Here is a 23089-nt window from a genome sequence, read left to right as displayed (position 1 = left end):
CAAAGTCCCCGTACAGGTATTCCAGATGAAACGTCCAAGTGGTCGCGCCGCCGATCAGCTCCGCTCGATCCGCATTACCCGCAACTACACCAAGCACGCCGAAGGATCGGTTCTGGTCGAGTTCGGTGACACCAAGGTCATCTGCACGGTCAGCGTCGAGAACGGTGTTCCCCGCTTCCTCAAAGGCCAGGGCCAAGGTTGGTTGACCGCCGAGTACGGCATGCTGCCGCGCTCCACCGGCGAGCGTAACCAGCGCGAGGCCAGCCGTGGCAAGCAAGGCGGCCGCACCCTAGAGATCCAGCGCCTTATCGGCCGCTCCCTGCGCGCTGCGCTGGACATGAGCAAGCTCGGCGACATCACCCTGTACGTCGACTGCGACGTGATCCAGGCCGACGGCGGCACTCGCACTGCCTCGATCACCGGCGCCATGGTCGCCCTGTGCGACGCCCTGGCGGTGATCAAGAAACGTGGCGGTCTCAAGGGTGGCAACCCGCTCAAGCACATGATCGCCGCAGTGTCGGTGGGCATGTACCAGGGCGAGGCCGTGCTCGACCTCGACTACCTCGAGGACTCCGCCGCCGAGACCGACCTGAACGTGGTCATGACCAGTGCCGGTGGTTTCATCGAGGTACAGGGCACCGCCGAGGGCGCGCCGTTCCAGCCTGCCGACTTCAACGCCATGCTGGCGCTGGCGCAGAAGGGCATGGACGAAATCTTCGAACTGCAGAAGGCGGCGCTCGCCGACTGAGCAGACGCCAGGGAGGTGCGGGACATGAACGATTCGGATCTACCGATCACCCCGCCCAGCGCCGATGTCCGGCAATGGGCGATGTTCTGCCACCTCTCGGCGCTCCTGGGGCTGGTGCTGCCCCTTGGGCATTTGCTGGGCCCGCTGGTGCTGTGGCACCTCAAGCGCGAGCAGGATCCGTTCATCGATGCCCAGGGCAAGGAGGCGTTGAACTTTCAGATCAGCGTGACCATCGCCGGCTTCGTCTGCTTCCTGCTGATGTTCGTGTTCATCGGCATCCTGCTGTTCGCCGTGCTGATGGTGACGGTGCTGATCCTGATCATCCTGGCAGCGGTCAAGGCCAATGAAGGGCAGCCGTATCGCTATCCCTTCATCTGGCGGCCGATCAGATAGACACAAAAAAGCCGACCTGATGGTCGGCTTTTTTGTGCGTGCCACCCTCAGATGGTCAGCGTCCAGTCATAGTCCACGATCAGCGGCGCGTGCTGGGAGAAGCGCGGCTGGCGCGGCAGGCGAGCGTTGCGCACGAAGCGGCGCAGGCCTGGGGTGAGGATCTGGTAGTCGAATCGGTAGCCCAGGTTGAGCATCTCGGCCTGCTCGTTGTCCGGCCACCAGCTGTACTGGTCGCCTTCACGGCTGACTTCGCGCAGGGCATCGACATAACCCATGTCGCCGACGATGGCGTCCATCCAGGCGCGTTCGGGCGGCAGGAAGCCCGGCGACTGCTGGCTGTCACGCCAGTTCTTGATGTCGAGCTTCTGCTGCGCCACGTAGAACGAGCCGCAGTAGATGTACTCGCGACGCTTGCGGCGTTGCTTGTCCAGGTACTTGGCGAAGTCGTCCATCAACTTGAACTTCTGGTTCAAGTCTTCGTCCCCGTTCATGCCCGAAGGCAGCAACAGGCTGGCAATACTGACTTTGTCGAAATCTGCTTGCAGATAACGCCCGTAGCGGTCGGCTGTCTCGAAGCCCAGGCCGGTGATGACTGCCTTGGGCTGCATGCGCGAGTAAAGTGCCACGCCACCTTGGGTGGGCACCTCCGCGTCGCAGGCGTAAAGGAAATAGCCATCGAGCTGGAAAGCTGGGTCGTCGAGTTCAAAGGCCGAGGCGCGGGTATCCTGAAGGCAGATGACGTCGGCATTCTGGGCTTGCAACCAGCTGAGCAATCCACGCTCGGCCGCAGCCTGAATGCCATTTACGTTCACACTGATGATCCGCATAAATGGCCCCAAAAATCTCGTGCGTGTATGATACCCGAGCTCAACACATTTAGCTAAATCCGTGGTGTCCGGGACCTTTCATGCAGCCGTATCAGCGCGACTTCATCCGTTTTGCCATCGATCGCGGCGTTCTGCGCTTCGGTGAGTTCACCCTGAAATCGGGGCGTACCAGCCCGTACTTCTTCAATGCCGGCCTGTTCAATACCGGGTCCGCCCTGGCGCAGCTGGGGCGTTGCTACGCGGCGGCCATCGTCGACAGCAAGATCCCCTTCGACGTGCTGTTCGGCCCGGCCTACAAGGGCATTCCCCTGGCGGCGGCCACTGCCGTGGCCCTGGCCGAGCAGCACCAGCTCGACGTGCCGTGGTGCTTCAACCGCAAAGAGGCCAAGGACCACGGCGAGGGCGGCAGCCTGGTCGGCGCCCCGCTGGCCGGTGACGTGCTGATCATCGACGACGTGATCACCGCCGGCACCGCGATCCGCGAGGTCATGCAGATCATCAGCGCCCAGCAGGCCAAGGCCGCCGGTGTGCTGATCGCACTGAACCGCGAAGAGCGCGGCAATGGCGCGCTGTCGGCGATCCAGGAAGTCGAACGCGACTTCGGTATCCCGGTGGTCAGCATCGTCTCGCTGACCCAGGTGCTGGAGTTCCTGGCCGACGATCCGCAGCTCAAGCAGCACCTGCCGGCGGTCGAGGCTTACCGCGCGCAGTACGGTATCTGACCGGCCCGCAGGCACGAAAAAGGCGACCTTCGGGTCGCCTTTTTCGTGCCTGCGGTTCAGCGGCGATTCGGGTAAGGGTCCTGCACGGCGTCACCGACGCCGGTGAGGATCTTCCAGCCACGCTTGGGGTGGGTGCCGGGGGTGAAGTCAGGGCAGGGAGGCATCGAGGTCTTGCCCTGGTTGGAGTACTTGCGTCCGCAGTCGGCGCATTCGTAGCTGCCTGCGGAAACATCGCTGCCATATTTGACCAGTTCTTTCTGCATCGCTGTATCTCCGATGGGATGGAGTTGGAATGCTAGTCGGCTGGCAGAGATGCGTGTTGTAGTGCCTGTCCGTGCTGGCGGTAGGATTTTTCCGAACTGGAACAGAAAGGCGGCCCTTGGGCCGCCTGCGCGTCGTGTCAGTCTGTGCCGTACTTCGGCGAACGTGGCCCGTAGAGGATCCCGCCATTCGGGTAGGGCGTCAGCAGGCGTGCGCTGGTCATCCCGGCGATCGGGTAGCCGGCATCATCCTGCACGCTGCTGATGATCTGGTTGATGGCCGCCGCTACCAGCATGCCGATCAGGCCACCCTGGTTCTGCTTGCCTTCCTCGCTGGAGGCCGTGGCACTGCCGGTCCACAAGGTGGCACCGGTCTTCAGGTCGACCAGTTTGGCGCTGGCGGTGACGATGGTCGCGCTGCTCAGCACCATGTAGCGGGTGCCGTAGTCGCTGACGGTCACGTACAGGCCGGCGTCGGCGCCGAAGATCTCGTTCAGCTTGGCTGTGGGCAACTGGTGGATATCGGCCGGCGTGGTCAGGCCGTTCTGGCGGAACGTCTCGTCCACCAGCGCTACCGGCATCACGTAGTAGCCGGCCTCGGCCAGCGGATAGGTGACCTGGGACAGCATGCTGTAGGTGGCCTTGACGTCGGGTGACTCGTTCAGCGGCGGCAGGATCAGGATCGACTTCGGTCGGCTCTGCTTGTAGGCCGAATAGTCGATGCTCTTGCGCTCGGCGCAGCCGGCGAACAGGGCCAGCACGCAGGCGCCGACGATCAGTTGGGTCAGGCGCTTGATCATTGCTGGGCTCCCTTGCTGGCGTTGCTCATCAGGAAGTCCATGTAGGCCGCCGACTCAGGGAACAGCGCTTTTTCGGTACGGAACTGCTGGATCATCTGGTCATCCTTGCCCAGGCTGGAGTACAGCAGGCCCAGCTGCGCGTGGTAGCCCGGCGGCACTGCGCCGTTCTTGGCCTTGATCTTCTCCAGGTCGCGCTCCAGGGCGGTGACCTGTTCTTCCTTGGCGTCACCCTTGAGGTAGCCGTATACCTGGGGCTGGTAGCTTTCCCACTGGTACAAGGTCTTGGGCGAATTGCAGCCGGCCAGCAGGACGCTGCCCAGCAGCAGCCCGGCGACAGTGCGCCAGGCCGGGTAGGTGATGCTCATCGAACGGTCTTCCTTGTCGTGTTGTGCTTGTTATTGCGCCTGTGGTTTCCACTGGCCGCTTTCGACTGCGCCCACCAGCTTGTTGACAGCTTCGCGCATGGCCAGGTCGAGCACTTTGCCGTTGAGGGTCGAGTCGTAGCTGGCGGTGCCGCCGAAGCCGATGACTTCACGGTTGGACAGGGCGTATTCACCGGCGCCTTGGCTCGAATAGACCACTTCGGATGTGCTGATGTTGACGATGTTCAGGGCGACCTTGGCGTAGGCGATCTGGGTCTTGCCGCGGCCGAGGATGCCGAACAGCTGGTGATCGCCGACTTCCTTGCGGCCGAACTCGGTGACGTCGCCGGTCACCACGAAGTCGGCGCCCTTCAGGCGCTGGGCCTGGCCCTTGATGGCCGCTTCCTGCTGGATCTCGCCCATGTTGTCGCGGTCCAGCACGTTGAAACGGTTGGTCTGCTGCAGGTGGGTGATCAGGATGGTCTTGGCCTGGCCGCCGAGGCGGTCGACGCCGTCGGAGAAGATGCCGCGCATGTAGCTGGAGCGGTTGTCGAACTTGCCCACGGCGATCGGCGTGCGCACGCCGCTGTAGGGACGACTGACGCTTTCGACCTGTTGCACGGCAACAGCGGTGGAGGTTTCGGTGGCACAGCCGGCGATGGACCCGACAGCCAGGGCGGCTGCCAGCACGAGTCCTTGTGATGCGTATTTCACGCGTGTTCTCCAGGTAAATAGAAACTATTCGTAATGAGCAAGCATGCTGTCACGTTGTTTCGGCAGTCTACCGGGATTCTTGATAGTCAAACATCAAGGGTAATGGCTATAAGCCATCTTTTTGAGTGGGCGGGGATGGATGCATCACGGGGCAGGCCTGCTCCCAGCCGGGAGCGGGCCTGCCCCGCGATAGGATTACAGCTGGATCAGCGTGGTTTGCGGTTGCTGATCAGCGTGCCCACGCCGCTGTCGGTGAAGATCTCCAGCAGCACGGCATTCGGCACGCGACCGTCGATGATGTGCGAGCTGTTCACGCCACCCTGGACGGCATCCAGTGCGCACTTGATCTTCGGCAGCATGCCGCCGTAGATGGTGCCATCGGCGATCAGTTCGTTGACCTGCTCGGTGCTCAGCCCCGTGAGGACCTCGCCCTGCTTGTCCATCAGGCCGGCGATGTTGGTCAGCAGCATCAGCTTCTCGGCCTTCAGCGCCTCGGCCACCTTGCCGGCCACGAGGTCGGCATTGATGTTGTACGACTCGCCGTTGGCGCCCACGCCGATCGGCGCGATCACCGGGATGAAGTCACCCTTGACCAGCATGTTCAGCAAGTCGGTGTTGACGCTGACGACCTCGCCGACATGGCCGATGTCGATGATTTCCGGGGTGGTCATCTCCGGCGTCTGGCGTGTGACGGTGAGCTTCTTGGCGCGGATCAGCTCAGCATCCTTGCCGGTCAGGCCGATGGCGCTGCCGCCGTGGCGGTTGATCAGGTTGACGATGTCCTTGTTCACCTGGCCGCCCAGGACCATTTCCACCACGTCCATGGTCGCCGCGTCGGTCACGCGCATGCCATCGATGAAGTGGCTGTCTATCGACAGGCGCTTGAGCAGGTCGCCGATCTGCGGGCCGCCACCGTGCACCACCACCGGGTTGATGCCCACGGCCTTCATCAGCACGATGTCACGGGCGAAGCCGGTCTTGAGCTCCTCGCTCTCCATCGCGTTGCCGCCGTACTTGATCACCAGGGTCTTGCCGACGAAGCGGCGGATGTAAGGCAGTGCTTCGGACAAAACCTCGGCTACATGGGAAGCGGCATCGCGATCGAGGGTCATGCAGGGCTCCAGGTAAGGAACGGATAGTCGTCAGAACGGCAGTTGCAGGCCTGGTTGGACCCGCAGCAGCTGCGTGCGGAATACAGCCTTGATTCGGTCGAGTTCTGCGGCGCTGTCGGCCTCGAAGCGCAGCACCAGCACCGGCGTGGTGTTGGAGGCGCGAACCAGGCCCCAGCCATTGGGGTAGTCGACCCGCACACCGTCGATGGTGGTCAGGCTGGCTTCGCCCCAGTCGGCGTCGCGTTGCAGTGCATCAATGATGCTGAATTTACCCTCGTCGGTCACATCAATGTTGATTTCCGGCGTGGAAATATCATTGGGGAACGCGGCGAACAGGCTTTCGGCGTCCTGCCCGGCCTTGCTAAGGATCTCCAGCAGGCGCGCGGCGCTGTAGATGCCGTCGTCGAAACCGTACCAGCGCTCCTTGATGAAGATGTGCCCGCTCATCTCGCCGGCCAGCAGCGAGCCGGTCTGTTTCATCTTCTTCTTGATCAGCGAGTGGCCGGTCTTCCACATCAGCGCGCGGCCACCATGCTGCTCGATCAGCGGGGTCAGGCGGCGCGTGCATTTGACGTCGAAGATGATCTCGGCGCCCGGGTTGCGCGACAGCACGTCCTGGGCGAACAGCATCAGCAGGCGGTCGGGATAGACGATGCTGCCGGTGTTGGTCACCACACCGACGCGGTCACCGTCGCCGTCGAAGGCCAGGCCGATATCGGCGCCGGTCTCTTTCACCTTGGCGATCAGGTCTTCCAAGTTCTCGGGCTTGCCCGGATCCGGGTGGTGGTTGGGGAAGTTGCCGTCGACTTCGCAGAACAGTGGGATCACCTCACAGTTCAACGCTTCGATCAGTTGCGGAGCGACCACGCCGGCCGCGCCGTTGCCGCAGTCGACAACCACCTTCAGACGCTTGGCCAGTTTCACATCGGCGACGATCTGCTGGAAGTAGCGCTCAAGGATCTCGACCTTTTCCACGCGGCCATCGCCACGGGTCAGGTCATTGGTCTTCAGGCGGGTCAGCAGGGCCTGGATCTGTTCATTGGCCAGGGTGTCGCCGGCGATGACGATCTTGAAACCGTTGTAGTCCGACGGGTTGTGGCTGCCGGTGAGCATCACGCCCGACTTGCCGGCCAGCACATTGGCGGCGTAGTACAGCGCCGGGGTCGGCACCAGGCCGACGTCGCTGACCTGGCAACCGGCCTCGACCAGGCCCTTGATCAATTGCTCGACCAGCATCGGGCCGGACAGGCGACCGTCGCGGCCGACCGAGATCTGCGGTTCGCCCTGGGCGAGGGTCTGGGCGCCAATGGCGCGGCCGATCCAGTAAGCGGTCTCGGCATGCAGGGTCTTGCCGACCACGCCACGGATGTCATAGGCGCGGAAGATACTGTCGGGCAGTGCGGGGACCAGCTGGGCCATGTCGTTCATCTCTGGGGACTCCAAGTATTCAAAGGCTTCTGGGCAGGCACAAACTGAACGCTTGGACGGTGGTTTCGCCGCAGAGTTCGCCATCCATGGCCCGAACGGTCTGTCGTCGGCTCAGCGGGTGCCCGAATGGCCGAAGCCGCCGGCGCCACGCTGGGTTTCGTCGAACTGCTCGACGATATCGAAGTGCGCCTGCACCACCGGCACCAGGATCAGCTGCGCGATGCGCTCGCCGACGGTGATGGTGAACGGCGTGCTGCCGCGGTTCCAGCAGGACACCATCAGCTCGCCCTGGTAGTCGGAGTCGATCAGGCCGACCAGGTTGCCCAGTACGATGCCATGCTTATGGCCCAGGCCCGAGCGCGGCAGGATCATGGCCGCCAGGCCCGGGTCGCCGATGTACACCGACAGGCCGGTGGGGATCAGCAGGGTCTGGCCTGGCTCGAGGACGGTGTCTTCTTTGAGCAGGGCGCGCAGGTCGAGGCCTGCCGAGCCTGGAGTGGCGTACTGCGGCAGGGGGAATTCGGTGCCCAGGCGAGGGTCGAGGATCTTGGCTTGAAGAGCGTGCATGTAACTTATTGAACCTGGTTGAGCCGTTCGGCGATGAAGGCGACCAGCTGACGGGCAATCTTGCCTTTGCTGGTCTGCGCGAAGAGGGTTTGATGCTGCTGCCGGTCGATCACGGTCAGGGCGTTTTCCTCGCTGTTGAAGCCGATGCTGGGGTTGGCCACATCATTGGCGACGATCAGGTCGAGGTTCTTGTCCTTGAGCTTGCGCGTGGCGTAGTCGAGCAGGTGCTCGGTCTCGGCGGCGAAACCGACGCTGAACGGGCGATCGGCGCGGCCGGCAATGGTCGCAAGGATATCGGGATTGCGCACCATCTGCAGCAGCATGCCGTCGCCGGTAGTGGGATCTTTCTTAAGCTTCTGTGAGGCGACGACCTCAGGGCGGTAGTCCGCGACCGCAGCCGAGGCGATGAACAGGTCGCAAGGCATGGCTGCTTCGCAGGCCGCGAGCATGTCCCGCGCGCTCACCACGTCGATACGGCTGACCCGGTCGGGGGTCTGCAGGTGCACAGGTCCGGTGACGAGGGTCACCCGGGCCCCGGCTTCGGCGGCAGCCTCGGCCAGGGCGAAGCCCATCTTCCCTGAACTATGGTTGGTGATGTAACGCACCGGGTCGATGTTCTCTTGCGTAGGGCCGGCGGTGATCAGCACGTGCTTGCCGGTCAGGGCCTGGCGCTTGAAGCTTTCGGCGGCGCACCAGGCCAGGTCGGTGGCTTCGAGCATGCGGCCCAGGCCCACGTCGCCACAGGCCTGGCTGCCGGAGGCCGGGCCGAATACCTGGATGCTGCGGCTTTTCAGCAGCTCGAGGTTGGCCTGGGTCGCCGGGTCGCGCCACATGGCCTGGTTCATCGCCGGGGCGACGGCGACGGTGGCGTCGGTAGCCAGTACCAGGGTGGTCAGCAGGTCGTCGGCCATGCCCTGGGCCATGCGCGCCATCAGGTCGGCAGTGGCCGGGGCGATCAGCACCAGGTCGGCCCATTTGGCCAGCTCGATATGGCCCATGGCCGCTTCGGCCGCGGGGTCGAGCAGGTCCAGATGGACCGGGTGGCCGGACAGCGCCTGCAGCGTGAGCGGGGTGATGAACTCGGCGCCACCACGGGTCATGACCACGCGCACCTGCGCGCCGTGTTCCAGGAGTCGGCGAATCAGCTCGGCGCTCTTGTAGGCGGCGATGCCGCCACCCACGCCGAGAACGATGCGCTTGCGATACAACCGCTGCATAGGCCTTGCCTTATTCCAGTGAAAGCGGGTGGCGACGACAGCTGCCTGCGGCAGATCGTCGCATTTTCGAAGCGAACTAGATTAACACAGCGCCCAAAGGGGCCGTAGTGGCAGGCGAGGAGGGGAAATGAACATCAGGGAGTGGCCGGCTGAAGAACGGCCGAGGGAGAAGTTGTTGCAGCGCGGGTCTGGCAGCCTTTCCGATGCAGAACTGCTGGCAGTATTTCTCGGCTCCGGCGTGAAAGGGCGCAACGTGCTGGAGCTGGCGCGCGGGCTCTTGCTGAAATTCGGCGGCTTGCGTCAGGTGCTCGAGGCTGATCGACAGGCGTTTCTAGGCGAACTGGGGCTGGGGCCAGTGAGGTACAGCCAGTTGCAGGCCTTGCTTGAAATCGGGCGCAGGAACCTGGCGACGTCCATCGAACGCGAGTCGGTCATGGACAGCCCGCTGGCTGTGCGGCGTTACCTGAAGGCGATGCTGCGGCATGAGGCCAGCGAGGTGTTCGGTTGTCTGTTCCTGGACACCAAGCACAGGCCGCTGGCGTTCGAGATCCTGTTCCGCGGCACGATCGACCGGGCGAGCATCTATCCGCGCGAAGTGGTGCGACGGGCTTTGCTGCACAACGCTGCGGCCCTGATCCTCTGTCACAACCATCCGTCGGGCAATTGCGAGCCAAGTCAGGATGATGTGCACCTGACGCTTGTTTTGAAACGATCACTGGCATTGATCGATGTGCGGGTGCTGGACCACGTCATCGTGGGTGATGGCGAGCCGTTGTCGATGGTCGAGCATGGATGGCTGGCCGGTTAGGCAGCGCGGGGCAAGCTCGCGTTCACAATGACTGTGGGCTTGCCTCGCGATTGGGCGTCAGCGGTTGACTGAGACCTTGCTGAAATCCTGCCGCCCGAACGGGCTCACCTGGTAACCCTGTACGTCCTGGCGCAGCAGCGCGGCCGCCGTCGGGTGAGCCAGCGGAAGCCACAGCGCCTGTTGCTGAATCAGCGTCTGAGCCTGCTGGTACAGCCGGCTGCGCACGCTCTGGTCGTTGGTGGTGCGTCCGGCGTTGATCAGCTGGTCCAGGCGGCTGTCGCAGAACCGGGCGAAGTTGGTCCCGGACTTCACCGCGGCGCAGGCAAACTGCGGGCTGAGGAAGTTGTCCGGGTCGCCATTGTCACCCGCCCAGCCCATGAACAGCAGGTCGTGCTCGCCGGCCTTGGCGCGGCGGATCAGCTCGCCCCACTCGATGGTGCGGATCTCGGCCTTGATGCCGACTTTCGCAAGGTCGGCCTGCAGCATCTGTGCGCCCAGGCTGGGGTTGGGGTTGAGCAGGCTACCCGACGGGCGGGTCCAGATGGTGGTCTCGAATCCCTCGGCCAGGCCGGCCTTGGCCAGCAGTGCCTTGGCTTTCCTGTGGTCCATGGTGTAGCCGGGCAGGTCCTTGGCATAGCTCCAGGTATTGGGCGGATAGGGGCCGGTGGCGGCGGTGGCGGTGTCTTCGAACACGGCCTTGAGGTAGGCCGGTTTGTCGAAGGCCAGGTTGATGGCCTGGCGCACTTCAGGCTTGTCCAGTGGCGGGTGCTGGCTGTTGATGGCGACGAAGGCGGTCATGAATGCCGGGGTGGTGGCGACCTTGAGGTTGCCGTCCTTGCCGGCCTCGGCGATGTCCAGCGGCTTGGGCGACAGGGCCACTTGGCATTCGCCGCGCCTGATCTTTTGCAGGCGGACGTTGGCGTCCGGGGTGATGGCGTAGATCAGCGGGTCGATCGACGGCTTGCCGGCGAAATAGTCAGGGTTGGCGCGGTAGCGCACCACGGCGTCTTTCTGGAAACGCTGGAAGACGAACGGGCCGGTGCCCACTGGCTGGTTGTTGAGTTTCTCGGGGGTGCCGGCCTTGAGCAGCTTGTCGGCATACTCGGCGGAGTAGATCGAGGCAAAGCCCATGCTCAGGGTGGCCAGGAAAGTGGCGTCGGCGTGGGTCAGGGTGAAGCGCACGGTGTGCGGCTCGGGTGCGTCGATGGCCTTGATCAGGCTGCCCAGTTGCAGAGATTGGGCATGCGGGTAGCCGCCCGGGGCGGTCTTGTGCCAGGCGTGGGCCGGGTAGAGCATGCGTTGGAAGCTGAACAGCACGTCGTCGGCGTCCAGTTCGCGGGTCGGCTTGAAGTAAGCGGTGGTGTGAAACTTCACGTCCGGGCGCAGCTTGAAGTCGTAGACCAGGCCGTCAGGCGACACCGTCCAGCTTTGCGCCAGGCTCGGCACCACCTTGCCCTCGGCGGCGTCGAACTCGACCAGGCGGTTCATCAGCACGTCGGCCGAGGCGTTGGTGGTGGTCAGCGAGTTGTACTGCACCACGTCGAAGCCTTCGGGGCTGGCTTCGGTGCACACCGACAGCGCTGCGGCCTGGGCAAAGCCCGCAGCGCACAGGGTGGTGAACAGGAGGGAAAGGGCGGCGGCACGCATGGTGACTCCTTGGCTGGTCGGTGGCCCATCTGCCGGTGCAGTCTGGAAAATTGAGGAAATGTCCTACCCTAGTGCGGGCATGGGCAAATGACCACACCCTTTCGCATTAATTCGGCGACGGGCGGTCGACAGCTTGCCGCCCCAGTCGTTATGCTGCCCAGGCGCGCTCGGCCCGACCGGAACTCTCATATTCTGTTGTTGTGGCGGAGTCTTTCTGGTATAAAGCAGCGCTCTTTTCTAGGGGCTCGGTCTGTCGCGTAAGCGCACCCGGCCGATAAGACCCCCGGGAACACGGCGCCTTGGCGCCATTGACTGAGAGATTAAGCGGCCAACCCATGCCGGGTTGGGCATGTGGTTTTAGAGGGCTGAGGCATGTCGAGAGTCTGTCAAGTTACCGGTAAGGGTCCGGTAACTGGGAACAATATTTCCCACGCAAACAACAAAACCCGTCGTCGTTTCCTGCCGAACCTGCAGCACCACCGTTTCTGGGTTGAATCCGAGAAGCGCTTCGTGCGTCTGCGCGTTTCCGCCAAAGGCATGCGTATCATCGACAAGCGCGGCATCGATGCCGTTCTGGTCGACATCCGTCGCGCTGGCGCCAAGGTTTAAAGGAGAACATCATGCGTGAATTGATCCGTCTGGTTTCGAGTGCCGGTACCGGCCACTTCTACACCACCGACAAGAACAAGCGCACCACTCCGGACAAGATCGAGATCAAGAAGTACGATCCGGTCGTCCGCAAGCACGTGGTGTACAAGGAAGCCAAGATCAAGTAATTGATCGGCAACCTGAAAAAACCCGCAACCGCAAGGTGGCGGGTTTTTTTATGTCTCCAGCAAAGTCATCGCGGGGCCTGCACAAAGCCGGGTCCCGCGATCGGTTCATTTCTGCTCGAACATCACATAGATCTTGCGGCACGGCTCCAGCACTTCCCAGGTGCCCTTGAAGCCTGCGGGGATCACAAAGCGATCGCCGGCACGCAAGGTCTTGGCGCCACCGTCTTGGTCGCGCAGCACCGACACACCCTGGACGATCTCGCAGTACTCGTGCTCGGTGTAGTTCACCGTCCACTGGCCCACCTCGCCCTCCCAGACGCCCGCGGCGAATTGCCCGCACGGGCTGGCGTAGTGGTTGTAGACAGCCTGGTCAGGCTCGCCCTTGAGGATTTTCTCCGCCGCCGGGCGGTAGCGTTCGGCTTCGGTCAGAACCTGGGCAAAGTCGACGATGCTGGTGATACTCATGGTGGTTACCCTGTTGTTGTTTAATAAAATGAACATCAGTAGGCATTTGAGCCGTTGGTGTCAAATATATTGATAGTTTCCCCGCCCTGGTTTAGGGTGGCAGGTGCCCGTGTGCGTCGTCACCCGGCCAGAATTTCTGACAGCGCCCGTGAGTCCTCAGTGCGGCGTTGCACCTTAACAAGAGAGGAGTTTCCTATGACCACCCTGACTCGTGCGGACTGGGAACAGCGTGCCCAGCAACTGAAGATCGAAGGTCGCGCCTTCATCAACGGCGAATACACCGATGCCGCATCCGGTGAAACCTTCGACTGCCTGAGCCCGGTGGACGGACGCTTCCTGGCCAAGGTCGCCAGCTGCGACCTGGCCGACGCCAACCGCGCTGTCGACAACGCCCGCGCCGTGTTCGAATCCGGCGCCTGGTCGCGCCTGGCCCCGGCCAAGCGCAAGGCCAAGCTGATCCGCTTCGCCGACTTGCTGCGCAAGAACGTCGAGGAACTGGCCCTGCTCGAAACCCTCGACATGGGCAAGCCGATCGGTGACTCCTCCACCATCGACATTCCGGGCGCGGCGCAGGCCATCCACTGGACTGCCGAAGCCATCGACAAAGTCTACGACGAAGTCGCGCCGACTCCGCACGACCAGCTCGGCCTGGTGACCCGCGAGCCAGTGGGTGTGGTCGGTGCCATCGTACCGTGGAACTTCCCTTTGCTGATGGCATGCTGGAAGCTGGGCCCTGCCTTGGCCACCGGTAACTCCATCGTGCTCAAACCGTCCGAAAAGTCGCCGCTGACCGCGATCCGCATCGCCCAGCTGGCCATCGAGGCCGGTATTCCGGCTGGCGTGCTGAACGTGCTGCCAGGCTACGGCCACACCGTGGGCAAGGCCCTGGCCCTGCACATGGACGTCGACACCCTGGTGTTCACCGGCTCGACCAAGATCGCCAAGCAGCTGATGGTCTATGCCGGTGAGTCGAACATGAAGCGTGTCTGGCTGGAAGCCGGTGGCAAGAGCCCGAACATCGTCTTCGCCGACGCCCCTGACCTGCAGGCCGCCGCCGAGGCTGCCGCCAGCGCCATTGCCTTCAACCAGGGCGAAGTCTGCACCGCAGGTTCCCGCCTGTTGGTCGAGCGCTCGATCAAGGACAAGTTCCTGCCCATGGTGGTCGAGGCCCTCAAGGCTTGGAAACCGGGCAACCCGCTGGACCCGGCGACCACCGTCGGCGCGCTGGTCGACACCCAGCAGATGAACACCGTGCTGTCCTACATCGAGGCCGGCCATCAGGATGGCGCCAAGCTGCTGGCCGGTGGCAAGCGTACCCTCGAGGAGAGCGGCGGCACCTACGTCGAGCCGACCATCTTCGACGGCGTGACCAACGCCATGAAGATCGCCAAGGAAGAGATCTTCGGCCCGGTACTGTCGGTGATCACCTTCGATACCGCCGAAGAGGCCGTGGCCATCGCCAACGACACGCCATACGGCCTGGCGGCGGGCATCTGGACCTCGGACATCTCCAAGGCGCACAAGACTGCTCGCGCCGTACGCGCCGGCAGTGTCTGGGTCAACCAGTACGACGGTGGCGACATGACCGCGCCGTTCGGTGGCTTCAAGCAGTCGGGCAACGGCCGTGACAAGTCGCTGCACGCGCTGGAGAAGTACACCGAGCTGAAGGCGACCTGGATCAAGCTGTGATCCAGTAACGTCTCATCGCGGTACTCGTGGGAGCGGGCTTGCCCCGCGATGAGCCGCAGACAGCCGGGCCGGTTCACGCCGTCCCGGCTTTGTCGTCTCTGTCATACACGATTTGCGCTGAAAGGAGGCTGTGATGCGTTGGGGAACCTACTTTGCCGTCCTCGCGTCGGTGCTCAGTGTCGGGCTTGCGCTCGGCGTGAGCATGCCGCTGGTCTCCCTGCGCCTGGAGGGCTGGGGCTACGGTGGGTTCGCCATCGGTGTGATGGCGGCGATGCCGGCCCTCGGAGTATTGGTCGGTGCCAGCCTGGCCAGCCGCCTTGCCGGCTGGGTCGGCGTGCCCATGGCCATGCGCCTGTGCCTGTGGGGTGGGGCGCTGTCGATCGGCCTGGTGGCGGTGCTGCCCAGCTATGCCCTGTGGCTGGTGCTGCGTTTGATGATCGGTATGTCGCTGACGGTGGTGTTCATCCTTGGTGAGAGCTGGATCAACCAGTTGGTGGTCGAACAGTGGCGTGGCCGGTTGGTGGCGCTGTATGGCAGCAGCTATGCGCTGAGCCAGTTGGCCGGGCCGCTGGTGCTGGGTTTTCTGGGTTCGGACGACGATTTCGGTTTCTGGGCCGCGACCGGGTTATTGCTGGTCGCGCCGCTGATCCTGCTGGGGCGCGGCGGTGCACCGACCACCGAGGCGTGCAGCGTCACCTTCGCCGACCTGTTCGGCTTCTGTCGGCGTCTGCCGGTGATCGCCTGGGCCATCGCGCTGTTCGCGGCATTCGAGGCGATGATCCTGACGTTGCTGCCGGTGTACTGCCTGCAGCAAGGGTTCACCACGGAGGTGGCGTTGTTCATGGTCAGCACCGTGGTGGTGGGGGATGCGGTGTTGCAATTGCCGATTGGCGCCTTGGCCGACCGCATGTCGCGGCGCACGTTGTTCAGCGGTTGTGCACTGACCTTGATGGTGTCCAGCCTGGCGATTCCCCTGCTGTTGCACACACCGGTGATCTGGCCGCTGTGGGTGCTGTTCGGTGCCAGTGCGGGTGGGTTGTTCACCTTGTCGCTGGTGCTGATCGGCGAGCGTTACCGGGATGACGAACTGGTACGGGCCAATGCCCATGTGGCGCAGCTGTGGGGTATCGGTTGCCTGCTCGGACCTTTGCTGGCCGGGGCGGGAAGCCAGTGGATCAGCGGGCATGCGCTGCCGTTGCTGATGGCAGTGGGCGCGGCGGGGTTGGTGCTGCTGACGCGGCGGCGGGATGCCTTCGAGCCGGCGTCTGCCTGACCGATTGCAATCGCGGGCTTGCCCGCGATGCGTTCTACAACATCTTCTCCAACCCGACCGCCTTGCTGATCCAGGCATTGAAGCGTCGCCATAGTCCCCCGGGCTCGGTCACCAACAGGTGCCGCTGGCCGTTGTCCTCGGTCGCCCAGACCATCCTCCCGTCCACCAGCTTCACCTGGTAACTCAGCGCTGGAGCCATGCCTTGTAGCGCCAGTTCGCGGGTGTACTCGGCCAGCTCAGGGCTGTCCACCATCACGCCCACTTCGGTGTTCCACAGCACGGAACGCGGGTCGAAGTTGAACGAGCCGATGAAGGTCTTGCTTCGGTCGAACACCATCGCCTTGCTGTGCAGGCTCGAATCGGAGCTGCCGTGGAAACCCAGCCGTGGTCGTGGATCGCCGGGCTGGCGGCGCAACTCGTACAGCTGCACGCCATGCTCCAGCAAGGCCCGGCGATAAGGCGCATAGCCGCCATGGACCGCTGGCACGTCGGTGGCTTCCAGCGAGTTGGTCAGGAGCTTGACCGAGGTGCCGGCGTCGGCGCGACTGGTCAGGTACAGCAGGCCAGGCTCGCCGGGTACGAAGTAGGCGGACACCAGGATCAATTCCTTGTGCACGCGGTTCAGGTCGGGTGCCAGTTGCTGGGTCATCAGCAGTTGCGGGTCCGGTTCGCCCTCTGCCAGGACTTTGCTCGGCGCGTCCCACAAAGCCTGGCTGTGGGCCCAGATCAGCTCGTTGCGCCACACATCCAGGCGCGGCTGCGACTGATAGGCCATCAAGCGATCGTACAGGGCCTTGCGCTTGGTCCGTGCTTCGGCCAGGGACACCTCCAGGCGCTGACGGCTGCTGAACAGGTCGTCGGCGTCGGGCTGGCGCCAGAGGAAGTCGCCGATCGGAAGGCTCAAGGCGCTGTTCCAGTACTGGTCGAAGCTGTGTCCGAGTTGTTCGGCCACAGGCCCCACGCCCAGCAGGTCGATATCGGTGAAGTTGAGGTTGGGTTCGGCGTCGAAGTACTCGTCGCCCAGGTTGCGGCCGCCGACGATGGCCATGCTGTTGTCCACCAGGAACAGCTTGTTGTGCATGCGCCGATGCTGGCGCGACAGGTTGAACAGCCGGCCGACGGCGCGGGTAGCCCCGGTACTGCGCCCCAGGTGCAGCGGGTTGAACACGCGGATGTGGATGTTCGGGTGGGCGGCGAGGGTGCCCATGAGATTGTCGAGGCCATCGCTGGTGGTGTCGTCGAGCAGGATGCGCACTCGCACGCCGCGGTCGGCGGCGCGCAGCAGTTCATGGACCAGGGCGCGGGTGCTGAGACCATCGTGGACGATGTAGTACTGCAGGTCGATGCTTGCCTGGGCGTTGCGGATCAGCTCCGCGCGGGCGCGGAATGCCTCGTTGCTGTTGGGCAGCAGGCGAAAGCCCGAGCGTCCCTCGTAGGGCGCGGCCTGGCGCTGCACCGAGCGGCCGAAGGCCGAGTCGGCCGCCGGTAGCGCCTGGCTGACTTCACGTGGTGTACCGACACTGGCGCAGCCCGACAGGCCGAGCAGCAGCACCAGCAGCAGGGGCAGGGCATGCTGGAGTCTCAAGGGTGGATCGTCCTGTGCGGCAAGGGCTTATGAAGTTGGACCGTGGCAGGCGGCGCAAAGTTACCTGTCAGGGTGTTCGGCATCCAGTAGACGAAGGGCGGTTTCACCGACCTTGCGCACGGCGGCTTCGATCTGCGGCGTGGGCCTGGCGGCGAAGTTCATGCGCAGGCAGTTACGGTACTTGCCCGAGGCTGAGAAGATGCTGCCCACCGCGATCTGCACACCTTGCTCCAGTAAAGCGCGGTTCAGGCGCAGCGTATCGAAACTCTCCGGCAGTTCCACCCACAGCATGAAGCCACCTTGCGGGCGGCTGGCCCGGGTGCCTGTCGGGAAGAAGCGGGTCACCCAGTCGCACATCTGGTCGCGGCCGCGCTGGTACTGGCTGCGCATGCGCCGTAGGTGCGGCTGGTAGTGACCTTCGGCGATGAAGTCGGCGATCGCCAGTTGCGGCTGGCAGGCGGTGCTGCCGGTGCTGATGTACTTCATGTGCAGCACCCGCTCCAGATAGCGACCCGGAGCCACCCAGCCAACCCGCAGGCCTGGCGCCAGGGTCTTGGAGAACGAGCTGCAGAGCAGCACGCGGCCATCGTCGTCGAACGACTTGATGGTGCGCGGGCGCGGGTAGGTATAGGCCAGGTCGCCATACACGTCGTCCTCGAGGATCGCCACGTCGTAGCGCTGGGCCAGGGTGAGCAGCGCCTTCTTGCGCGCCTCGGGCATGATGTAGCCCATGGGGTTGTTGCAGTTGGGGGTGATCTGGATGAGCTTGATCGGCCATTGCTCGAGGGCCAGCTCGAGGGCTTCCAGGCTGATGCCGGTGATGGGGTCGGTGGGGATTTCCAGGGCCTTCATGCCCAGGCCTTTGAGCGTCTGCATGGCGCCGTGGAAGCTGGGTGAATCGACCGCGACGATGTCACCGGGTTCGCACACCGCGCGAATACTGCACGACAGCGCCTCGTGGCAGCCGGTGGTCACCACCAGGTCGGCCGGGCCCAGGCGGCAGCCGGAGTCGAGCATCAGGCGGGCGATCTGCTCGCGCAGCAGGGCGTTGCCGTGGATGTTGTCATAGTACAGGCCGGGCATGTCCATGCGCCGGCTGATCTGCGCCAGGCTGCGCAACAGTGGCTTGAGCGTGGGACTGTCGACGTCGGGCATGCCGCGGCCGAGCTGGATCACTTCCGGGCGCGGGGTGGCGCGCACCAGCTCCAGCACTTGTTCCCACTGGGAGATATCCACAGGACGCTGGGCTGGGCGGCTGATGGCTGGCAGGGCTGGTAGCTGGCGGTCCTCGGCGACGAAGTAGCCGGACTTGGGGCGCGGCGAGACCAGGCCGTTGTCCTCCAGAAGGCGGTAAGCCTGCTGCACGGTGCTCAGGCTGACGCCATGCTCCACGCTCAGGGCGCGCACTGACGGCAGGCGCTGGCCGGGGCGATACAGGCCCTGCTCGATGCGTGAACCGAGCAGTTCGGCGAGGTTGAAATAGAGGGTCACTGCATACTCCTGCTCAGCTGATGACCAAGGACCGGTACAGATAGGCGAAAAATACTGCATGCAGCCCTATTTGCGCCAATTCTGTATGGGAATAATAAGTCGATTTTGGCTCTGTATTGGTAGGAGGTGTACCCGCATGCTGTCTCCACGTCAGGTACTGAACGGAGGACGTGGTGATGGGTGGCATGAGCGATGTGCGCTTGCAACTGTTGGCCAGTGAACTGGAGTCGGAGCAGCGTCCCCGGGTCTTCAGCGCGCCCCAAGGCATGGGTCGTTGGAGCCTGATGCTGCATCGCTGGCGCACCCGCAGGGCCCTGTTGCAGTTGGAGGATTACCAACTGCGCGATATCGGCATCAGCTGGGAGCAGGCTCGGCATGAGGCGAGCAAGCCCTTCTGGCGTGACTAGGCGAGCTCTTTGAGTCGATACCAGAGCATCCCCAGTGCCAGCAGCGGCGAACGCAGCAGTTTGCCGCCGGGGAAGGTGGTATGCGGGACCTTGGCGAATAGATCGAAGCGCCCGCTCTGCTGGCCACTGATGGCCTCGCCGAGCAGGCGTCCGGCGAGGTGGGTGGCGTTGAGCCCGTGGCCCGAATAAGCCTGGGCGTAGTAGACGTTGGGCTGGCTGGCCAAGCGGCCGATCTGCGGCAGGCGGTTGGCACCGATGCCGATCATGCCACCCCATTGGTAATCGATGCGCACATTGGCCAGTTGCGGGAACACCTTGAGCATTTTCGGGCGCATGTAGGCGGCGATGTCCTGCGGGTCGCGCCCGGAATAGTGGCAGGCGCCGCCGAACAGCAGGCGGTTGTCGGCAGAGAGGCGATAGTAATCCAGCGCCACGCGCTGGTCGCATACCGCCATGTTCTGCGGCAGCAACTGGCGGGCGCGTTCCTCACCCAAGGGTTCGGTGGCGATGATGTAGCTGCCGGCGGGCAGCACCTTGCCGCCCAGTTCGCGGTTGAGGTCGTTGTGGTAGGCGTTGCAGCACAGCACCAGCGTCTTGGCGCGCACCCGGCCTTGGGCGGTATGCACCTTCACTTCCGGGCCGTACTCGATGCGGGTCACTTCCGACTGCTCGTACAAGCCGACACCCAGGCGCCTGGCCACGGCGGCTTCGCCCAGCGCCAGGTTGAGTGGGTGCAGGTGACCGGAACCCATGTCGATCAGGCCGCCGACATAGCGCTCGGAACCTACTACCGAGTGCATGTCGCCGGGCTGCACCAGGCGCAGTTCGTGACGATAACCCAGGCTGCGCAGTTCCTCGGCGTCCTCGGCGAAGCCTTCCAGTTCGGCGGGCTTGTTGGCCAGGTCGCAGTAGCCCCAGGTCAGGTCGCAGTCGATGCCATGGCGCTCGACACGCTCGCGGACGATCTCCACGGCCTCCAGGCCCAGCAGCTTCATGCTGCGCACGCCTTCTTCACCGATCACCGGGAGAAACTGCTCCAGGCCGTGGCCGACGCCCCGGATGAGCTGGCCACCGTTGCGGCCGCTGGCGCCCCAGCCGAGCTTGCGTGCTTCCAGGAGGATCACCGACAAGCCGCGTTCGGCCAATTCGATGGCGGTGTTCAGGCCCGAGTAGCCACCGCCGACAATGCATACGTCGGCGCTGTGCTCGCCTTGCAGGAACGGGTAGTCGGGGTGTGGCGCGCTGCTGGCGGCGTAGTAGGAGGCGGCGTGTTGCGCGCTGTGGACCATGTGTCGTTTCCTGGGTGCAAGGCGAAAAGGCGAGGATAGGCAACCGGCCAATCGCCGGGCAAGTCGCATCGGCGCACCGCCGCTCCCACGATGATTCCTGCGATTGCCTTATAATCCAGCACTCATGTCCCAGATGCGCCGTTTATGTCCTGCAACCGCCACAAGATCCATTTCCTGCGCGAGCTCATCCCCTCGTTCGAGTGCGAGCCCGGCTGCCATGACTGCTGCGGCCCGGTCACCACCTCGGCCGAGGAAATGGCCCGCCTGCCGCGCAAGACCCAGGCCGAGCAGGAAGCCGCGCTGGAGCGCCTGGACTGCGTGCACCTGGGCCCGAACGGCTGCACCGTATATGAAGAGCGCCCGATGATCTGCCGCCTGTTCGGCACCACGCCGCGGCTGGCCTGCCCCAGGGGGCGGGGCCCGGAGCAGCCGATCGACCCGGCGGCCGAGCAGCTGGTTCACACCTATATCGCCAGTACCCGCCAGGTGCTGGTGTAAGGCTTCAGTCCGGAATCGGCAGGCACAGGCTCTCTTTCACTTCTTCCATCACGATGTAGCTCTTCGACTCGCGCACATGGGGCAGCTTGAGCAGGATGTCGCCGAGCAGCTTGCGATACGACGCCATCTCCGAGATTCGCGCCTTCACCAGGTAGTCAAAATCCCCGGATACCAGGTGGCATTCCAGTACATGGGGCAGCTTGAGCACGGCGCGGCGGAACTCCTCGAAGGTGTCCCCGGACTTGTAGTCCAGGCTGATCTCGACGAACACCAGCAAGCTGCCCTTCAGGTGCTGCGGGTTGAGCCGGGCGTTGTAGCCCATGATGATCCCCTCGCGTTCCAGGCGCCGCACCCGTTCGGTGCAGGGGGTGGTGGACAGCCCGACCTTCTCGCCCAGTTCGGTGAAGGAGATACGCCCGTCATTCTGCAGGATCCGCAGGATGTTGCGGTCGATCTTGTCCAGTTCACGCTTGCTCTGGTGCTGGGTTCTCATAGGGGATGCCCCTCCGTGAAAGGCCATTTTGCCGAGAATTCTCGCCAAATATAGCTGCTTATATAGTGAATAGCACTGGTCGGAGATTCTTATACTGCGCGCATCCATGCCATTTCAACAAAAGACTGCGGCAAGCCGCGTGCGAGGGATACAACAATGCGAGTTCTGGTACTTGGTAGCGGTGTGATCGGTACCTCCAGTGCCTACTATCTGGCCCGGCAAGGTTTCGAGGTGACGGTGGTCGATCGCCAGCCGGCGGTGGCCATGGAAACCAGCTTCGCCAACGCAGGCCAGATCTCGCCCGGCTATGCCTCGCCCTGGGCCGCACCGGGCGTGCCGCTGAAAGCCATCAAGTGGCTGCTGGAACGCCACGCGCCCCTGGCCATCAAGCTGACCGGCGACGTCGACCAGTACCTGTGGATGGCCCAGATGCTGCGCAACTGCACCGCCAGCCGTTATGCGGTGAACAAGGAGCGCATGGTGCGCCTGTCCGAGTACAGCCGCGATTGCCTCGACGAGCTGCGCGCCGAAACCGGCATCGCCTACGAAAGCCGCAGCTTGGGAACCACCCAGCTGTTCCGCACCCAGGCGCAGCTGGACGCCGCGGCCAAGGACATCGCAGTGCTGGAGCAGTCCGGTGTACCGTACGAGCTGCTCGACCGTGACGGCATTGCCCGGGTCGAACCGGCCCTGGAGAGCGTGAAGGGTATCCTCGCTGGCGCCCTGCGCCTGCCCAACGACCAGACTGGCGACTGCCAGATGTTCACCACCAAGCTCGCCGAGATGGCCATCAAGCTGGGTGTCGAGTTCCGCTTCGGCCAGGATATCCAGCGCCTGGACTTCGCCGGTGACCGCATCAACGGCGTCTGGATCGACGGCAAGCTGGAAACCGCCGACCGCTACGTGCTGGCCCTGGGTAGCTACTCGCCGCAGCTGCTCAAGCCGCTGGGCATCAAGGCACCGGTCTACCCGCTCAAGGGCTACTCGCTGACCGTGCCGATCACCAATGGTGACATGGCGCCGACTTCGACCATCCTGGACGAGACCTACAAGGTCGCCATCACCCGTTTCGACAACCGCATCCGTGTCGGCGGCATGGCCGAGATCGCCGGTTTTGACCTTTCGCTGAACCCGCGTCGACGCGAAACGCTGGAGATGATCGTCAACGACCTTTATCCTCGCGGCGGCGACCTGAGCCAGGCGAGCTTCTGGACCGGCCTGCGCCCGGCCACTCCGGATGGCACCCCGATCGTCGGGGCGACCAAGTTCCGTAACCTGTTCCTCAACACCGGTCACGGCACCCTGGGCTGGACCATGGCCTGCGGTTCCGGTCGCCTGCTGGCCGACCTGATTGCGCGCAAGAAGCCGCAGATCAGTGCCGAAGGCCTGGACATCTCGCGTTATGGCAATAGCCGCGAGACTGCCAAGCACGGACAGCCGGCGCCTGCGCACCAGTAAGCATTCGATGCTGTTGGCCTTATCGTGGTGCGCCGATGCGACTTGCCCCACGATGAGGCC

25 protein-coding genes and 1 pseudogene are annotated in these 23089 nt (G+C 63.9%); 11 read left to right on the top strand and 15 right to left on the bottom strand.

Annotated elements, in window-relative coordinates; genetic code table 11:
• The first annotated feature begins 25 nt into the window (after positions 1-25).
• Together rph and DFS21_RS04120 are read left to right on the top strand one after the other, a co-directional pair.
• On the top strand, positions 26-748 hold the full coding sequence (rph, locus tag DFS21_RS04125) for a ribonuclease PH (protein ID WP_046857587.1): 723 nt from the start codon (positions 26-28) through the stop codon (positions 746-748).
• Positions 749-772: 24 nt separating this feature from the next.
• Complete coding sequence (locus tag DFS21_RS04120) at positions 773-1141, top strand: DUF4870 domain-containing protein (RefSeq protein WP_111531893.1); 369 nt, start codon at positions 773-775, stop codon at positions 1139-1141.
• Between the two features lie 47 nt (positions 1142-1188).
• Here DFS21_RS04120 and DFS21_RS04115 read toward each other — a convergent pair whose 3' ends face one another.
• On the bottom strand, positions 1189-1968 hold the full coding sequence (locus DFS21_RS04115) for an exodeoxyribonuclease III (protein WP_023629898.1): 780 nt from the start codon (positions 1966-1968) through the stop codon (positions 1189-1191).
• Positions 1969-2048: 80 nt separating this feature from the next.
• Between DFS21_RS04115 and pyrE the strand changes: the two genes are divergently transcribed.
• Positions 2049-2690, top strand: a complete 642-nt coding sequence (gene pyrE, locus DFS21_RS04110) for an orotate phosphoribosyltransferase (RefSeq protein WP_110696775.1) — start codon at positions 2049-2051, stop codon at positions 2688-2690.
• Between the two features lie 56 nt (positions 2691-2746).
• Here pyrE and DFS21_RS04105 read toward each other — a convergent pair whose 3' ends face one another.
• From DFS21_RS04105 to coaBC, 8 genes and pseudogenes are all read right to left on the bottom strand, one after another.
• Positions 2747-2953, bottom strand: coding sequence for a hypothetical protein (locus tag DFS21_RS04105; protein WP_110696773.1), 207 nt, complete (start codon positions 2951-2953; stop codon positions 2747-2749).
• Positions 2954-3090: 137 nt separating this feature from the next.
• Positions 3091-3750, bottom strand: a complete 660-nt coding sequence (locus tag DFS21_RS04100; RefSeq protein ID WP_028689941.1) for a DUF799 domain-containing protein — start codon at positions 3748-3750, stop codon at positions 3091-3093.
• Entirely contained in the window at positions 3747-4115 is a 369-nt protein-coding gene (locus DFS21_RS04095; RefSeq protein WP_102684805.1) for a DUF4810 domain-containing protein, read from the bottom strand. Before DFS21_RS04095 ends, DFS21_RS04100 begins: the two co-directional genes overlap by 4 nt.
• 30 nt (positions 4116-4145) lie before the next feature.
• Entirely contained in the window at positions 4146-4826 is a 681-nt protein-coding gene (locus DFS21_RS04090) for a CsgG/HfaB family protein (protein WP_102684804.1), read from the bottom strand.
• 206 nt (positions 4827-5032) lie between these two features.
• A complete protein-coding gene (argB, locus tag DFS21_RS04085) occupies positions 5033-5938 on the bottom strand; it encodes an acetylglutamate kinase (protein WP_023629901.1) in 906 nt (301 codons plus the stop codon).
• A 30-nt stretch (positions 5939-5968) separates the two neighbouring features.
• Positions 5969-7342: pseudogene (locus DFS21_RS04080) on the bottom strand (phosphomannomutase/phosphoglucomutase); the annotation flags it as partial.
• 135 nt (positions 7343-7477) lie between these two features.
• Complete coding sequence (gene dut, locus DFS21_RS04075) at positions 7478-7933, bottom strand: dUTP diphosphatase (RefSeq protein ID WP_102684802.1); 456 nt, start codon at positions 7931-7933, stop codon at positions 7478-7480.
• 5 nt (positions 7934-7938) lie between these two features.
• Entirely contained in the window at positions 7939-9150 is a 1212-nt protein-coding gene (coaBC, locus tag DFS21_RS04070) for a bifunctional phosphopantothenoylcysteine decarboxylase/phosphopantothenate--cysteine ligase CoaBC (RefSeq protein WP_110696767.1), read from the bottom strand.
• A 127-nt stretch (positions 9151-9277) separates the two neighbouring features.
• On the opposite strand from coaBC, the gene radC reads away from it, so the two are divergent.
• A complete protein-coding gene (radC, locus tag DFS21_RS04065) occupies positions 9278-9958 on the top strand; it encodes a DNA repair protein RadC (protein ID WP_102684800.1) in 681 nt (226 codons plus the stop codon).
• Between the two features lie 57 nt (positions 9959-10015).
• Here radC and DFS21_RS04060 read toward each other — a convergent pair whose 3' ends face one another.
• Positions 10016-11605, bottom strand: a complete 1590-nt coding sequence (locus tag DFS21_RS04060) for an ABC transporter substrate-binding protein (protein ID WP_111531892.1) — start codon at positions 11603-11605, stop codon at positions 10016-10018.
• Between the two features lie 372 nt (positions 11606-11977).
• Between DFS21_RS04060 and rpmB the strand changes: the two genes are divergently transcribed.
• On the top strand, positions 11978-12214 hold the full coding sequence (gene rpmB / locus DFS21_RS04055; protein ID WP_023629974.1) for a 50S ribosomal protein L28: 237 nt from the start codon (positions 11978-11980) through the stop codon (positions 12212-12214).
• Positions 12215-12225: 11 nt separating this feature from the next.
• Positions 12226-12381, top strand: a complete 156-nt coding sequence (gene rpmG, locus DFS21_RS04050) for a 50S ribosomal protein L33 (protein ID WP_003253507.1) — start codon at positions 12226-12228, stop codon at positions 12379-12381.
• 105 nt (positions 12382-12486) lie between these two features.
• Here the strand turns inward: rpmG and DFS21_RS04045 are convergent, their stop codons facing one another.
• A complete protein-coding gene (locus DFS21_RS04045) occupies positions 12487-12846 on the bottom strand; it encodes a cupin domain-containing protein (RefSeq protein WP_046857580.1) in 360 nt (119 codons plus the stop codon).
• A gap of 195 nt (positions 12847-13041) precedes the next feature.
• Here DFS21_RS04045 and DFS21_RS04040 point away from each other — a divergent pair, with 195 nt between their 5' ends.
• Both DFS21_RS04040 and DFS21_RS04035 read left to right on the top strand, forming a co-directional pair.
• On the top strand, positions 13042-14535 hold the full coding sequence (locus DFS21_RS04040; protein WP_110696765.1) for an aldehyde dehydrogenase: 1494 nt from the start codon (positions 13042-13044) through the stop codon (positions 14533-14535).
• 133 nt (positions 14536-14668) lie between these two features.
• A complete protein-coding gene (locus DFS21_RS04035) occupies positions 14669-15808 on the top strand; it encodes an MFS transporter (RefSeq protein ID WP_102684797.1) in 1140 nt (379 codons plus the stop codon).
• A gap of 34 nt (positions 15809-15842) precedes the next feature.
• Here the strand turns inward: DFS21_RS04035 and DFS21_RS04030 are convergent, their stop codons facing one another.
• On the bottom strand, positions 15843-17393 hold the full coding sequence (locus tag DFS21_RS04030) for a phospholipase D family protein (RefSeq protein WP_111531891.1): 1551 nt from the start codon (positions 17391-17393) through the stop codon (positions 15843-15845).
• 60 nt (positions 17394-17453) lie between these two features.
• Positions 17454-18884, bottom strand: coding sequence for a PLP-dependent aminotransferase family protein (locus tag DFS21_RS04025; protein WP_178081997.1), 1431 nt, complete (start codon positions 18882-18884; stop codon positions 17454-17456).
• A 176-nt stretch (positions 18885-19060) separates the two neighbouring features.
• On the opposite strand from DFS21_RS04025, the gene DFS21_RS04020 reads away from it, so the two are divergent.
• On the top strand, positions 19061-19291 hold the full coding sequence (locus tag DFS21_RS04020; protein ID WP_046857575.1) for a DUF1127 domain-containing protein: 231 nt from the start codon (positions 19061-19063) through the stop codon (positions 19289-19291).
• Here the strand turns inward: DFS21_RS04020 and DFS21_RS04015 are convergent.
• On the bottom strand, positions 19288-20580 hold the full coding sequence (locus DFS21_RS04015; protein WP_110696759.1) for an FAD-binding oxidoreductase: 1293 nt from the start codon (positions 20578-20580) through the stop codon (positions 19288-19290). The genes DFS21_RS04020 and DFS21_RS04015 overlap by 4 nt on opposite strands.
• Before the next feature lie 144 nt (positions 20581-20724).
• Here DFS21_RS04015 and DFS21_RS04010 point away from each other — a divergent pair, with 144 nt between their 5' ends.
• Complete coding sequence (locus DFS21_RS04010; RefSeq protein ID WP_110696757.1) at positions 20725-21078, top strand: YkgJ family cysteine cluster protein; 354 nt, start codon at positions 20725-20727, stop codon at positions 21076-21078.
• 4 nt (positions 21079-21082) lie between these two features.
• Here the strand turns inward: DFS21_RS04010 and dadR are convergent, their stop codons facing one another.
• On the bottom strand, positions 21083-21571 hold the full coding sequence (gene dadR, locus DFS21_RS04005; RefSeq protein ID WP_003258963.1) for a transcriptional regulator DadR: 489 nt from the start codon (positions 21569-21571) through the stop codon (positions 21083-21085).
• Positions 21572-21727: 156 nt separating this feature from the next.
• On the opposite strand from dadR, the gene dadA reads away from it, so the two are divergent.
• On the top strand, positions 21728-23029 hold the full coding sequence (dadA, locus tag DFS21_RS04000) for a D-amino acid dehydrogenase (RefSeq protein ID WP_111531890.1): 1302 nt from the start codon (positions 21728-21730) through the stop codon (positions 23027-23029).
• Positions 23030-23089 lie beyond the last annotated feature (60 nt).

It is taken from the genome of Pseudomonas sp. 2848, from assembly GCF_003253945.1.
GTDB lineage: Bacteria > Pseudomonadota > Gammaproteobacteria > Pseudomonadales > Pseudomonadaceae > Aquipseudomonas.
This window is presented reverse-complemented; position numbering and strand designations above follow the sequence as displayed.

What these genes read in the sequence shown, in the direction of transcription:
- rph (WP_046857587.1), top strand. Translation starts at nt 26, where the DNA reads ATGAAACGTCCAAGTGGTCGCGCCGCCGATCAGCTCCGCTCGATCCGC.
- DFS21_RS04120 (WP_111531893.1), top strand. Translation starts at nt 773, where the DNA reads ATGAACGATTCGGATCTACCGATCACCCCGCCCAGCGCCGATGTCCGG.
- DFS21_RS04115 (WP_023629898.1), bottom strand. Translation starts at nt 1,968, where the DNA reads ATGCGGATCATCAGTGTGAACGTAAATGGCATTCAGGCTGCGGCCGAG.
- pyrE (WP_110696775.1), top strand. Translation starts at nt 2,049, where the DNA reads ATGCAGCCGTATCAGCGCGACTTCATCCGTTTTGCCATCGATCGCGGC.
- DFS21_RS04105 (WP_110696773.1), bottom strand. Translation starts at nt 2,953, where the DNA reads ATGCAGAAAGAACTGGTCAAATATGGCAGCGATGTTTCCGCAGGCAGC.
- DFS21_RS04100 (WP_028689941.1), bottom strand. Translation starts at nt 3,750, where the DNA reads ATGATCAAGCGCCTGACCCAACTGATCGTCGGCGCCTGCGTGCTGGCC.
- DFS21_RS04095 (WP_102684805.1), bottom strand. Translation starts at nt 4,115, where the DNA reads ATGAGCATCACCTACCCGGCCTGGCGCACTGTCGCCGGGCTGCTGCTG.
- argB (WP_023629901.1), bottom strand. Translation starts at nt 5,938, where the DNA reads ATGACCCTCGATCGCGATGCCGCTTCCCATGTAGCCGAGGTTTTGTCC.
- dut (WP_102684802.1), bottom strand. Translation starts at nt 7,933, where the DNA reads ATGCACGCTCTTCAAGCCAAGATCCTCGACCCTCGCCTGGGCACCGAA.
- coaBC (WP_110696767.1), bottom strand. Translation starts at nt 9,150, where the DNA reads ATGCAGCGGTTGTATCGCAAGCGCATCGTTCTCGGCGTGGGTGGCGGC.
- radC (WP_102684800.1), top strand. Translation starts at nt 9,278, where the DNA reads ATGAACATCAGGGAGTGGCCGGCTGAAGAACGGCCGAGGGAGAAGTTG.
- DFS21_RS04060 (WP_111531892.1), bottom strand. Translation starts at nt 11,605, where the DNA reads ATGCGTGCCGCCGCCCTTTCCCTCCTGTTCACCACCCTGTGCGCTGCG.
- rpmB (WP_023629974.1), top strand. Translation starts at nt 11,978, where the DNA reads ATGTCGAGAGTCTGTCAAGTTACCGGTAAGGGTCCGGTAACTGGGAAC.
- rpmG (WP_003253507.1), top strand. Translation starts at nt 12,226, where the DNA reads ATGCGTGAATTGATCCGTCTGGTTTCGAGTGCCGGTACCGGCCACTTC.
- DFS21_RS04045 (WP_046857580.1), bottom strand. Translation starts at nt 12,846, where the DNA reads ATGAGTATCACCAGCATCGTCGACTTTGCCCAGGTTCTGACCGAAGCC.
- DFS21_RS04040 (WP_110696765.1), top strand. Translation starts at nt 13,042, where the DNA reads ATGACCACCCTGACTCGTGCGGACTGGGAACAGCGTGCCCAGCAACTG.
- DFS21_RS04035 (WP_102684797.1), top strand. Translation starts at nt 14,669, where the DNA reads ATGCGTTGGGGAACCTACTTTGCCGTCCTCGCGTCGGTGCTCAGTGTC.
- DFS21_RS04020 (WP_046857575.1), top strand. Translation starts at nt 19,061, where the DNA reads ATGGGTGGCATGAGCGATGTGCGCTTGCAACTGTTGGCCAGTGAACTG.
- DFS21_RS04015 (WP_110696759.1), bottom strand. Translation starts at nt 20,580, where the DNA reads ATGGTCCACAGCGCGCAACACGCCGCCTCCTACTACGCCGCCAGCAGC.
- DFS21_RS04010 (WP_110696757.1), top strand. Translation starts at nt 20,725, where the DNA reads ATGTCCTGCAACCGCCACAAGATCCATTTCCTGCGCGAGCTCATCCCC.
- dadR (WP_003258963.1), bottom strand. Translation starts at nt 21,571, where the DNA reads ATGAGAACCCAGCACCAGAGCAAGCGTGAACTGGACAAGATCGACCGC.
- dadA (WP_111531890.1), top strand. Translation starts at nt 21,728, where the DNA reads ATGCGAGTTCTGGTACTTGGTAGCGGTGTGATCGGTACCTCCAGTGCC.